The 12,504-nt window shown below is 52.6% G+C and carries 14 protein-coding genes; 11 read left to right on the top strand and 3 right to left on the bottom strand.

Annotated features, from left to right (window positions below; translation table 11 throughout):
* Positions 1–116 precede the first annotated feature (116 nt).
* The 9 genes from KB235_RS09810 (at position 117) to KB235_RS15700 (ending at position 7,700) form a co-directional block, all read left to right on the top strand.
* On the top strand, positions 117–863 hold the full coding sequence (locus tag KB235_RS09810) for a DeoR/GlpR family DNA-binding transcription regulator (protein ID WP_034804704.1): 747 nt from the start codon (positions 117–119) through the stop codon (positions 861–863).
* Positions 860–1,789, top strand: coding sequence for a 1-phosphofructokinase (gene pfkB / locus KB235_RS09805; RefSeq protein ID WP_034804701.1), 930 nt, complete (start codon positions 860–862; stop codon positions 1,787–1,789). Before KB235_RS09810 ends, pfkB begins: the two co-directional genes overlap by 4 nt.
* Positions 1,786–3,702, top strand: a complete 1,917-nt coding sequence (locus tag KB235_RS09800) for a PTS fructose transporter subunit IIABC (RefSeq protein WP_034804698.1) — start codon at positions 1,786–1,788, stop codon at positions 3,700–3,702. Before pfkB ends, KB235_RS09800 begins: the two co-directional genes overlap by 4 nt.
* Positions 3,703–3,833: 131 nt before the next feature.
* Entirely contained in the window at positions 3,834–4,355 is a 522-nt protein-coding gene (locus KB235_RS09795) for a GNAT family N-acetyltransferase (protein ID WP_034815332.1), read from the top strand.
* 64 nt (positions 4,356–4,419) lie between these two features.
* On the top strand, positions 4,420–4,944 hold the full coding sequence (locus KB235_RS09790; protein WP_211779553.1) for a hypothetical protein: 525 nt from the start codon (positions 4,420–4,422) through the stop codon (positions 4,942–4,944).
* 307 nt (positions 4,945–5,251) lie between these two features.
* Positions 5,252–5,725, top strand: a complete 474-nt coding sequence (locus tag KB235_RS09785; RefSeq protein ID WP_211779552.1) for an SRPBCC domain-containing protein — start codon at positions 5,252–5,254, stop codon at positions 5,723–5,725.
* A gap of 273 nt (positions 5,726–5,998) precedes the next feature.
* A complete protein-coding gene (locus KB235_RS15710; RefSeq protein WP_246514185.1) occupies positions 5,999–6,250 on the top strand; it encodes a hypothetical protein in 252 nt (83 codons plus the stop codon).
* Positions 6,251–6,298: 48 nt separating this feature from the next.
* Positions 6,299–7,327 (top strand): methyl-accepting chemotaxis protein, encoded by a 1,029-nt coding sequence (locus KB235_RS15705; protein ID WP_246514184.1) that lies wholly within the window; start codon positions 6,299–6,301, stop codon positions 7,325–7,327.
* Complete coding sequence (locus KB235_RS15700; protein WP_246514419.1) at positions 7,212–7,700, top strand: methyl-accepting chemotaxis protein; 489 nt, start codon at positions 7,212–7,214, stop codon at positions 7,698–7,700. The genes KB235_RS15705 and KB235_RS15700 overlap by 116 nt, the downstream gene beginning before the upstream one ends.
* A gap of 48 nt (positions 7,701–7,748) precedes the next feature.
* Here the strand turns inward: KB235_RS15700 and KB235_RS09775 are convergent, their stop codons facing one another.
* From KB235_RS09775 to cls, 3 genes are all read right to left on the bottom strand, one after another.
* Complete coding sequence (locus tag KB235_RS09775; RefSeq protein ID WP_051690261.1) at positions 7,749–8,621, bottom strand: GGDEF domain-containing protein; 873 nt, start codon at positions 8,619–8,621, stop codon at positions 7,749–7,751.
* A 249-nt stretch (positions 8,622–8,870) separates the two neighbouring features.
* Positions 8,871–9,863: a hypothetical protein gene (locus tag KB235_RS09770; protein ID WP_211779551.1), complete on the bottom strand. Its 993-nt coding sequence runs from the start codon at positions 9,861–9,863 to the stop codon at positions 8,871–8,873.
* Positions 9,864–9,930: 67 nt separating this feature from the next.
* Complete coding sequence (cls, locus tag KB235_RS09765; RefSeq protein WP_211779550.1) at positions 9,931–11,388, bottom strand: cardiolipin synthase; 1,458 nt, start codon at positions 11,386–11,388, stop codon at positions 9,931–9,933.
* A 93-nt stretch (positions 11,389–11,481) separates the two neighbouring features.
* Here cls and KB235_RS09760 point away from each other — a divergent pair, with 93 nt between their 5' ends.
* Positions 11,482–11,913: an OsmC family protein gene (locus tag KB235_RS09760; RefSeq protein ID WP_211779549.1), complete on the top strand. Its 432-nt coding sequence runs from the start codon at positions 11,482–11,484 to the stop codon at positions 11,911–11,913.
* 78 nt (positions 11,914–11,991) lie between these two features.
* Positions 11,992–12,480: a GNAT family N-acetyltransferase gene (locus KB235_RS09755; protein WP_211779548.1), complete on the top strand. Its 489-nt coding sequence runs from the start codon at positions 11,992–11,994 to the stop codon at positions 12,478–12,480.
* Positions 12,481–12,504: the final 24 nt, after the last annotated feature.

Below are 12,504 nucleotides of genomic sequence, written 5' to 3'. Positions count from 1 at the left end.
GGTGACCGTTTTTTATGTTATAATTGTGACAATTAAAAAATAAATGAACGAATATGAATGTTTTTGATTGTTTTTTGAATGTAAACGCTTTATATTATAACTACGGAGGGAATATGATGTTAACGAAACAACGACATCAATTAATTTTGCAACGGTTATCGGAACAACGGATCGTCAAATTGAAAGAATTGGTCGAATTGACAGAAGCGTCAGAGTCGACGATTCGTCGTGATTTGACCGATCTTGAGGCAGAAGGTTATTTAGAACGGGTCCACGGTGGCGCCACGCTCGTCATTCACCCGGAAGAAGAACCGACGTTTGAAGAGAAGCGTGACCGTCACGTCGATGAGAAAGTCGCGATCGCACGGAAGGCCGCGACGTTCATCGAGGATGGGATGTCCGTCTACCTCGATGCCGGGACGACGACACAAGCGATGGTCCCGTTCTTAACCGGAAAACAAGTCATCGTCGTCACGAACAGTCTTCCGATTGCGAACGACTTGTTCGACCTCGATATTAAAACGTTCGTCATCGGTGGTGAACTAAAGCGCTCGACCCAGGCGCTCGTCGGCTATAACGCCCGCGAGAGCATGATGAACTATCGGGTCGACCTCGCATTTTTAGGCATCAACGGCGTCGACCTTGAAGCCGGTTATACGACACCGGATCCAGAAGAAGCCCTCGTCAAAAAAACGGCGATTGAACTCGCTCGTACGGCGTACATCTTGGCAGATGACTCGAAATTCGGGAAACGATCATTCAGTCGAGTCGCGCCGCTCGAGGCGGCGACGCTCGTCACACTGTCAGATGTCGCGTACGTCCGTTCAATCGAATCTACTACAAAGGTGGTGAACGCCCAATGATTTACACGTTAACGCTCAACCCTTCGATCGACTACTATGTCACGTTACCAGAAGTCGTGCTAGGAGAAGTGAATCGGATTCAAGAGACAACACAAACCGCAGGCGGCAAAGGAATCAACGTCGCGTTCGTCTTGCGTGAATATGATGTCGAGACGGTCGCGCTCGGTTTCGTCGGTGGATCGACCGGTGAATTTATTAAACAAGCGCTAAAAGACAAGGGTGTCCAAACGGACTTCATCGAAGTCGCGGGCGAGACCCGAATCAATGTCAAGATTCGGGCCAAAGAAGAGACGGAGCTCAATGCGAGCGGCCCCGTCATTCAAGATAGCGAGCTCGAACAGCTGACGAAGCAGTTCGAACACGTGAGCCCAGGTGACATCGTCGTCCTCGCGGGCAGCATCCCGGGCAACTTACCGAGCACGCTCTACCGGACGCTTGCCGAGAAGGTACGGGCCAACGGGGCCGAATTCGTCGTCGATACGACGAAGGAAGCGATGCTCGAAGTGTTGTCGCTCGAGCCGCTCATGATCAAACCGAACCATCACGAGCTCGGCGAACTGTTCGATACGGACATCGAGACGTTCGAACAGGCACTCCCCTTTGCGGAGAAGCTCGTCGAACGTGGAGCGCAGAACGTCATCGTCTCGTTCGCCGGTGACGGCGCGATGCTCGTCAACGCGAGCGGAGCCTATACGGCCAATACGCCGAACGGGAAGCTCGTCAACTCGGTCGGAGCAGGTGACTCGCTTGTCGCCGGGTTCGTCGCCAACATTCTCGACCACGACGCGTCGGAGGCGTTCCGCTATGCGGTGACGACCGGCAGCGCGTCTGCCTATACGTTTGGCCTCTGTACGAAACAAGACGTGGACCGCTTGGTCGGCGAAGTCGACGTCACCCCACTATCTCGATTGGAGGAAACAACATGAACATCACGGATCTGCTCAAAAAGGACACGATTCAATTGAATCTCGGCAGCCGTACGAAAGCCGACGTCATCGAAGAACTCGTCGACGTGCTCGACCGGGCCGGAAAACTTTCGGACCGGAACGGCTATCGTGACGCCATCCTGGCGCGTGAAGCGCAAAGCACGACCGGTCTCGGAGAAGGAATCGCGATTCCACACGCGAAGACGAAAGCGGTCAAAGAGCCGGCAATCGCGTTCGGACGCTCGGAAGGCATCGATTATGAGGCGCTTGACGGGCAAGACAGCCGCTTGTTCTTCATGATCGCAGCGGGTGAGCATGCGAACAATGAGCACTTGGAAACGTTATCGAAATTATCTGTCTTCCTTATGGACCCGAACTTCCAAGAACGCCTTTACGCTGCGACTTCTGCCGATGACGTCATTCGGGCCATCGAAGAGAAAGAAGCGGCTGAAGCGGCTCCGGTCGAAGCGAAAGCGGTGAACGAAGACGCTCCATACATTCTCGCTGTCACGGCTTGTCCGACAGGGATCGCGCACACGTACATGGCCGCCGATAGCTTGAAACAAAAAGCGGACGCGATGGGCGTCGAGATGAAAGTCGAGACGAACGGATCGACCGGAGTGAAAAATGAATTGACGTCGGCTGACATCGCGAAAGCGACAGCGATCATCGTCGCGGCGGACAAGGCGGTCGAGATGGACCGCTTCGCCGGCAAACACGTCATCGAAGTTCCGGTCGCCCAAGGGATCCGGAAACCGGAAGAATTGATTAACCGTGCCGTGAAGCAAGATGCGCCGGTTTATCAGTCGACTGGTAAATCTGGTGGCGAGAAAAAAGAACAGCGTACCGGTGTATACAAACACTTGATGAGCGGGGTCTCAGCGATGCTTCCCCTCGTCGTCGCGGGTGGTCTCTTGATCGCACTCAGCTTCTTCTGGGGCATCAACTCGGCGAATCCGGACGATCCGTCATACAACGAATTTGCCGCACAACTCATGACGATCGGTGGCGCCGCTTTCGGGTTCCTCGTTCCAGTCCTTGCCGGTTTCATCGCGATGTCCATCGCCGACCGTCCGGGTCTTGCACCAGGTCTCGTCGCCGGTTTCCTCGCAAGTGAGGGTGGGGCAGGGTTCCTCGGTGGTCTCATCGCCGGTTTCCTCGCAGGTTATGTCGTCGTCTTCTTGAAGCGTGCGCTCGCGAATTTGCCGGCCTCACTTGAAGGAATCAAGCCAGTTCTCTTGTTCCCGCTACTCGGTTCATTCATCTCAGGGATGATCATGTTACTCGTCGTCAACGAACCGATTGCCGCGTTCATGACATGGCTCATGGAAGTGCTCAACGGCATGAGCGGTGCGAACGCCGTCTTGCTCGGCGTCATCGTCGGAGGCATGATGGCAGTCGATATGGGTGGTCCGATCAACAAGACCGCCTACGTCTTTGGTACAGCAGCCCTCACGGCCGGAAACCAGGAAGTCATGGCGGCTGTCATGGCCGGTGGGATGGTCCCGCCACTTCTCGTCGCACTCGCATCGACTGTGTTCGCACGTCAGAAGTTCTCGAAACAAGAGCGTGAGGCAGGGAAGACCGCCTACGTCATGGGTGCATCCTTCATCACGGAAGCAGCCATCCCGTTTGCAGCGGCTGACCCGATTCGCGTCTTGCCGTCAGCGATTCTCGGATCTGCCATCGCCGGTGGATTGTCAGCATTCTTCGCCATCCAATTGCCTGCACCGCACGGCGGCATCTTCGTCTTCCCACTCCTTGAAGGAGCCGGAAACGTCGTCATGAGCATGGGGCTTTACGCACTTGCGATTCTCGCTGGTGCCTTGATTGGAGCACTCCTCCTTTCATTCTTGAAAAAACCACTTACGACTGCGACCGCTACACCTACACCGAAACAAGACGTCGCGTAAGATGAACGACCGTGGACAGACCACGGTCGTTTTTTGTCGCTAAATTGTCTTTGGATTTGCTTGGCTAATGGATTGCAAGGTGGCGATTTGTGGTAAAATACTTGTAAAACTTGTGCTAGGAGGGGGCCGAGATGATTATACGAGTAGCTGAACCGAAAGATGCGTATGGAATCGCACGCGTCCGAGTGAACGGTTGGCGGACGACGTATCGGGGCATCGTGCCGACCGATTTTCTATTGAAGTTGTCATCGAACGCGGTTGAGTGGGCCGAGAAGGTCCGCGACGCCCTCTCGCAACGGGAAGTGGACGGATATGTCGCCGTCGTCGATGAAGAAATCGTCGGCTTCGTCCTTTACGGCGCAGAGCGGACAGGGAAGTATCCAGACCATTCGAATGAAGTGTACGCCATCTACGTGCTCGAAGAACATCAAGGGAACGGTCTCGGCTCACGTTTGCTCGAGAAGGCAGTCGAAGCGATGAGTAGCTCAGGGATGATCATCTGGGCGCTCGAGTTGAACCCGTATCGCTCGTTTTACGAGCAAAAACAAGGCGAAGTGATTGACGAAAAAGAGCGCACGTTCGGGGAAATCGCGCTTCGCGAAGTCGCCTACGGGTGGACGAAGGCCAATTATGATGCCATTATCGGTGCTTGAACGGACGTGACCTCGTTGTCGCGTCTTTTTTGACGACTTCCAATCAAAAGGAGAAGATGACTGGATGTATATATACAGTGTGACGAAATACAATCCTGACACGAGAGGGAAGATTGACGAATGGATCGATATGTCATGCATCGGTGACACGTATGACGGGATTGTCTTCACGCTTGAAGAATATCTACGTGTGGAAGCCAATTACATTGAAGCGATTGAGCGAATGATGGATGATTTGGGAGTGAAAACGTTGACCGTCTCCTACCTTGAGCGACGTTTCCATGACTATGCGTATCACCCCTCTTCAAGACGTGCGTTCAATGCGCTCTATCCGATTCGAATGAGAGACATGCGTAAAAAAATGAAGACAGGCAACGTCCTATCGCGGCGTCACATCCCGAACATACTACGACTCATGTTAAGGAATGGGCTATACGCCGAGTTAGAACATAAAGCGGAAGGCTCAGACGAAGCGTATATGTTCAAAGTGTTCATCGGATACGACTACATGATGGGTGTTCATTCAGCGGTTGATCTCTCGTCACTTCAAGACGAGTTGCGTGAGTTGGCTATATATCTTGAAGACTAGTGGGGGGAGGGGAATAGCGTATGAATACGATTCAGTTGAAGTTTCATTTCGAGCACGAGACGAACCAACAGACAGCTCGCGACGTGTTAAACATCATGACGGACTATGGTCTAGTTATAGACAAATTAGGTTTCTATGAGCCGATCAACACCCCGTTTACAAATGAAACGTTTCTAAAATGGGATAGAATTGGAACAGCATGCTATCGCCTCTTTTATAGATTCTATAAAGTACCAACCGTTAAAATCCTATGAAGACATTATCTCGGCATTTTTAGTTTTTATCAAAAACTGAGAGGAGCTTGTTTTTGAAAGGTCGAATCGATACGTCATCAAAATGGATTCCGTTTTCTTCTAAGGAGATTTATGAATCGTTTCTCGATCCAAGGCGACTTGAGAATTGGTTGGCGCCGGAAGGAATGTCCGTGCAGATTGACGTGTTTGAGCCACAGGCCGGTGGCATGTATCGTATCGTTTTGACGTATGAAGATGAAACCGTAACTGGTAAGACGTCTTCACATTCAGACGTCTCGAAAGGGCGATTCGTCGAGCTCGAAACGAATCAGAAGATTGTCATGGCCGGTACATTCGAGACCGAGGATCCCACATTTTCAGGTGAGATGATGCAAACATGGTTTCTCGAGGAAATTGATGACGGGACGAACGTAACGGTCGTTTGTGAGAACGTACCGAGCGGCATTCGCAAAGAGGACCATTTGAACGGATTAAGAGCGACGTTAGACCAACTTTTGTCGTTTCTTCAGGATGACCGCGATGGCTAATTGCTCTATTCGAATGAGAAGATTGTATCGGCATTCTTGCTATTTATAAATCGACACGGAAAAAGGCATAATTAGGCTCCACAAACACAGCCTTTGCACCTGCGCAAGCAGGTGTTTTTGTCGTTTGTTGACTGTCAGTTGGAATGAAAAGGTTTTCAATTATGAACATTCTAACTAGCAAGAAGCATTTTAGTGAGGGTTATAAAGAAACACAGACTTCGTCCGATGTTGTCAGTAACGTGACGATCAATCGCTCGAGATTGGAGTTGTTTTATGAACCGAAAGTCAACACGCACGATCAGCATCAAACAGAAATTGATTATCATGTCTGCACTCGTTTTACTCGTTCCCTCTTTATTGATTGGACTTGTCGCCTATGGTCAGGCGAAACAGAAAATCAAAGATCAAATTTTGCAGTCTGCCCACTCGGGTGTGGAGCGGATGGATGTCGAGATCAACAATTTGATTGGTCCGATTAAAGGTGACGTCGATTTCTTTGCCGAGCGCATCGATGCGACGCTCTAGGAGTCGGGAGGTGACAATCTGGCATTAGAAGAGAAGCTCCTCGAGTATTTGGCGACACATCCGAAAGTCACCAACATCTATTATGCATCTGGCGAAGGCGAGATGACCATCTATCCTGAACAGACACTTCCGGATGACTACGACCCGCGGACACGTCCGTGGTACGAGGCGGCCGAAGCGACAGCTGGGCAAGTCGTCATCACCGACCCATACGTCGACGCCGCGTCAGAGAAGATGATGGTCACCTTGTCGCGCGAAGCGACTGATGGACGAGGGGTCATCGCGGTCGATGTCGACGTCAATGACATCGCAGCCGTCGCGGCGAGCATTCAAATCGGGAAAGACGGCTATATCACGATTCTCGACCGGACTGAGCGGTTCGTCACCCATCCGACGCTCGCAGCTGGGGAAGAGGCATCGGGCGACTGGGTCGAACCGCTCTACAGCAAAGAGGCGGACAGCTTCGCCTATACGCTCGAAGGTGACGCGAAACAAATGGATTTCATGACGAACGGACTGACCGGTTGGAAAGTCGCCGGTACGCTTTACGAAGCCGAGATCGACCAAGAGACGGTCGGCATTTTGTGGACGACGCTCGCGGTCATCGCGGGGATGATTCTCATCGCGTCGGCTCTACTCTATTTCGTCATTCGCTCCATCGTTCGTCCGCTCAATCGTTTGACCGCCGGGGCAGCACGCGTACAACAAGTTGATTTGACGGAACAGATTCGGGTTGACTCAAACGACGAAATCGGGCGGGTATCCGAAAGTTTCAATGCGATGACCCAATCTTTGCGGACGATTGTTTCAAGACTTGATGCATCAATCGGTCAAGTGGCGGCATCGTCGCAGGAACTGATGGCCAATTCCGCTCAAAACACGGCGTCCTCTGAACAGATTGCCGGTGCGATTCAACAGATGGCGGCCGGCGCAGACGAACTTGCTCGCCTTGAACGCAGCAATCGGGGCGGCCCGGGCCGGCGAGAACGGCAAAGGGTTCGCGGTCGTCGCGAGCGAGGTACGGAAGCTCGCCGAACAATCACAACAGTCGACGAAACAGATTGCCCATTTGATTGAACGCATCAAACAAGAGACCGAACAGTCGGTTGTCTTGATGAAAGAAGTGTCGGTTCATACGAAAGCAGGGCTCGAGACTACGGAGAACACAGCGGCCCGGTTCCATAAAATCATGGCCCGGACGCAAGCGATGACCCCGCGCATCGAGGACGTGACGGCGACGGTCGAAGAGATCGCCGCGAACGTTGAAGAAGTATCGGCGGCGGCGACACAAATCGCGCACATCGCCGATGAGAATTCGAATGCCTCGAAGCAAGTGGCCGCGACGACCGAAGATCAACTCGGTTCGATGGAGGAAGTGTCGCAATCCGCGAAAGCACTCGCCGATATGGTAGAAGAACTACAAGAACTCGTTTCACGATTCACGATTTAACGACAAAGCGTCGCGAACTCCAAACTCGGAGAATCGCGACGCCTTTTTTCATTGCTTGCTTGAGACTTGATTCCGACCGTGGTGTTTCGCCGCATATAACGCTTCGTCCGCGTCTTGTAACACTTGCTCGACCGATTTGCCGCCGGCGAACGAACTGACGCCGAACGAGCACGTTACGTGAGGGACTGGCCCGAACGGTTCGTCGTTCACGGTTTGGCGGAGCTTGTCGGCCAAACGGACCCCGTCGGCGAGTGAGGAATGCGGGGCGACGATTAAAAACTCTTCCCCGCCCCAGCGGCCAATCGCATCGGTCTTCCGGATGTTTCGTCGGAGTAGCTGGGCGATTGAGCGTAAGACGAGATCTCCTGTCGGGTGGCCGAACGTATCGTTGACGAGCTTGAAATAATCGATATCGAGCATGATGACCGCGGCATCCGTTGAGGCATCGGGACGCTCGGCCACGGCCATCAACAAGTCGCTCACTTTCTTACGGTTGTACAGTTCGGTCAACGGATCGAGGGAGGACAGCTGTTCCATCCGTTCTTCGTAACGCCGCTGCTCGGTCGCGTCTTCGAGCACGCCGACGCCTCCGGTCACGCGGTCGTTCTGGAAACTTGGCGACATCGTCGTCCGAAGGAAGCGGGCCTGCTCGTTCGAGCGATGGTGCCATCCGGCAAGACGGACCGTCTCGCCTGACAAGACGCGTTCTGCTGCCTCACTCAAATTCAATTGAACAGACGTGCATCGTTCAAATGAAGGGTAATCATGCACGGACAGACCGAGTAGTACGATGAACGCCTCGTTGTAGCTGATGATTCGGCCGGACCGGTCAAATGAGAACAGTCCGACCGGAAGTTCGTCCCATGAGGAAGGATCGATTCGTGCTGCAGTTGCTTCATGTTGGTCTCTAGGATCAGCCATAGGTGACATATGCGCGAACGCATACTTCCTCCTTTCCGAGTGGAAATTGAAAGCTTAGGACGTTCGTATTGATACTTTATACCCTGAATTGGAATTGGATTAGCTAAAAAGATAGAGAAATGTGCTGAATCTAAAAAACTGTCAAGGATTAGTCAAATCGAATGCAAAAATTGAGGCACGTGCTGCTAGTCAATCAACGCAGAGAAAAAGAGGATGCGAACGAGGCACCCCCTTTTGTCTTAAGTTGAATCACGTAAAGATGTCGTCCTTATTTTGGAGGAGGATTGCGACCTGTCGTCTCACACGGGGAACGGAATCGTTTCGTTCGTACGCAGTCAACACCGGTTCGATTTCGTCGAGATGCGTCTCGAGGATGCGGGGCGATTGGGTGTCGACATACAACCCACCATGGCCTTCTACACAGCTGACCATCGCTTCAAGCGCGACTAAACTGAACGGCCGTCCACGTTCTAACCAGGCATTCATCCGATGCCACGTCGGCATGCTGACGGCAGCGAGTCTCGCCCAGTTCGAATCGAACGCGTCACAGTTTGACTCGATCCAATCGAGCACGTCAGGCGAACGGAAACGATATAAACATAAGAATGCGACACTCGGAAGTTCTTTCGGTTCAATCGCGTCCAACTTGTCGTAAACGCGTTTCAACCCTTCTTCGGTCGGTAGACTGGTCGCGGTCGCAGAAGCGAGTGAATCGAGTAGCTCTACGTCGACATCATGCCAGAGGCTGCGTACCCAGTCGGCTGCCGGTGTTTGGATGACGTCAGCGACGATTTCGAGCAGACGGGCCTTCACGTCGAGGTTTGGGGTCTGCTCATATCTTGTCTTCAAGGCATCGAGCAGCTCAAGCGCGTCGTGTTGCTTCAAAGCACTGATGACTTCGTCCTCGACATACCACCTCGTTACGGCAAACGAAAGGAGCGCCTCGACATCGGATTGGGCTTGCTCAAGCGAAGGGGGCAAGTCCTGTCTCGTCACGATGACTTCTGTTTCCGGTTGACACGCCGTGCCATCTTCATCGTATAAGTCGTCATGTAGCATTGGCTTAAACGATCCATGTACACTTGCCAAGTTGTACCACTCGATCGGGCGCAAGGCATAGTCCATCAGTCGTTCATGGCACGAGGCGCACAGACGGTACGGTTGAACCGGGTCATCGGTCGTCTCGATGACATCGACTGTTCGGTGCTGACAGGCTTCACATATGGATTGATTTGACAACATACTTCCTCCTATTCATTGTTCACTATTGAAAAGTCCGTTCTCCGATGAGAAGCGGACCATTCTGACATTATAAGATTGGACTGAGCAGGCGTGACACGCCTTCTCGCATCCGGACGGTCCATTTCCGTTCGGCGTAATCTTCGACCGTGTAGCGTCGGCTGACGGCAATATCTGACTCGAACAGCGAGGCGAGCTCGAGGGCGACTTGTTTGTCATAAATGAGGGCGTTCACTTCGAAATTCAAGCGGAAACTTCGGGCATCGAGGTTCGTCGTCCCGACCGTCGCAATCTCATCATCGACGACGAGCGTCTTCGCATGTAAGAAGCCTTGGTCGTACATATAGACGTTCGCCCCGTAATCGAGCAGCTCGCCGAGGAACGACAGCGACGCCCACATGACGAACGGATGGTCCGGTTTCCCGGGAATCATGATGTTCATCTCGACGCCGGAAAGGAGCGCCATCTTGCAGGCGTCCATGAAACTCGCGTCGGGGATGAAATATGGCGTCTGAATGATGACACGATGTTTCGCCGACATGATCATTTTGATCATCATGTTCTTCAAATGCTCCGTGTCCGAGTTCGGACCGCTCGTCACGATTTGCATCGGCGATTTGGTCGAGATGTCGTGCCGGGCAAAACAGAACGTGTTTTCCGGGTCGTGCTTATCGTGTTCTGAATAGTTCCAGTCCAAGATGAAACGGTGCTGCAGATGATAGACGACGTCACCCTCAACCCGGAGGTGGGTGTCGCGCCAATACCCGAACTTCTCGACGAGGCCGAGATATTCGGTCCCGACGTTGAAACCGCCGACATACCCGATCTTCCCGTCGATGATGACGAGCTTGCGGTGGTTTCGGTTGTTCAGTTTGAAGTTGATGATTCCGAGCGTCGGTGGAAAGAAGACGCGGACCTCACCGTTATGGGCGATCAGTTCTTTAAAATCGGAGTTCCGCAAGCTGCGTGACCCGACGGCATCATACAATAGACGTACTTTGACGCCGGCCTTGGCGCGTTCGATCAATTCGTGGATGAGCGCCTTGCCGAGGGCGTCCCGCTGGATGATGTAATACTGGATATTGATTTCGGTCTCGGCGTTCCGGATGTCATCCATAAGCGCCTTGAATTTCTGTTCCCCATCATGTAAGATGGACGACTTGTTGTGGACGCTGACGAGTGATTTCGAGGAGCGTAGGTTCATCTCGAGCAGTTGCTCATACTTCTCGAATAACGGTTGCTGGAGCGCCGTCTCTTTCCGGCGCAATTGTTCGATTTGACTCTCGACTTGAAGCGAGTGGAACGAACGCTCCTCGACGCTCAAGTTGAAGAAGTTGTCTTTCTTCAATTGGCGTCCTAAAAACAAATAGACGATAAAGCCGAGAATCGGCAAGAAAAATAGGACGAGGAGCCACGCCCAGGTGGCCCCGACGTCACGGCGCTCGGCGAAGATGACAGCGAGCGCGAATAATAAGTTCAACCCAAGGACGACATACAATCCCCAGCTGATAATGACGGACCAATCCATAATCCACTCTCCTAACGACAATTTGAACATCTAGCATTATCATACCTCATTACGGGGAATAGTATGCTATCGAAACAAAGGGGGAGAAACAAGATGCATATAAAACTGGACTGGAAACAAGGAATGGCGTTCGAATCGATGACGCCATCGGGGCACCGGGTCACGCTTGACGCGGGGGAAGACGTCGGCGGATTGAACCTCGGTCCACGACCGACCGAGATGCTTTTACAGGCGACGGCCACATGCACCGGAATCGACATCGTCTCGATTCTTCATAAGATGCGGCTACCACTCGAGACGTTCGAGATGGAGATTGACGGCGTCCGGGCGACGGAACACCCGAAACGGTTCACGGCGATTCACCTTCTGTATGCGCTCAAAGGCGATATGCCCGAAGAACGCGTCCGCCGCGCCATCGAGCTGTCGGTCGACCGGTATTGCTCCGTCTCACACAGCTTGAACGCGACGTTCACGTACAGCTATCGGTTGAACGGGGGAGAGGTCGTCTTGTTCCGGGCGGATTAATGAAGCAAGATGGTTGAAATCGATCAGACACGTCCGTTATAGTGGTATTTCAAATACTGTATGACTAAGGAGGACGTTATGATTCGACTCGCGACGAAACGCGATGCCTCAAACATCGCGAACTTAATCGAACAACGAGCCGTAGCGCTAAATGAACAAGGAAGCGACCAATGGACGGAATATTTGGAGCAAGATTTGTTGAAACGGGTAGAAACCGACATCGCTAGCGGTGACGTTTATGTATATGAACAAGCAGATGCCATATTGGCCTCGATCGCCTTGCTTCCACCGGACGAGTGGGACCATGCCTTATGGGAAGATGGCGAGCGCGGTCAATATATTCACCGCATCGTCGTCAGCGAACAGTTGAAAGGGCAAGGGGTCGGACAACGGTTGATGCAACACGTCCTCGAAGAAGCGGACGGGAACGAGCCGATCCGTCTCGACTGTGTCGCGGACAACGCGTTTTTAAACGACTATTATCCACGGTTCGGCTTCGTATATGTCGGCTCGAGGAATGGGTACAATACGTTTGAATACAAGCTCGAGGCGAGCGTCAGTGCATGAGAGGTCAAACGACCTCTCTTTTTG

It is taken from the genome of Exiguobacterium alkaliphilum (genome assembly GCF_018138125.1).
Lineage (GTDB): Bacteria > Bacillota > Bacilli > Exiguobacteriales > Exiguobacteriaceae > Exiguobacterium > Exiguobacterium alkaliphilum.
Note: the sequence above shows the minus strand (reverse complement) of the source record. Positions and strands in the feature narration are given on the sequence as shown.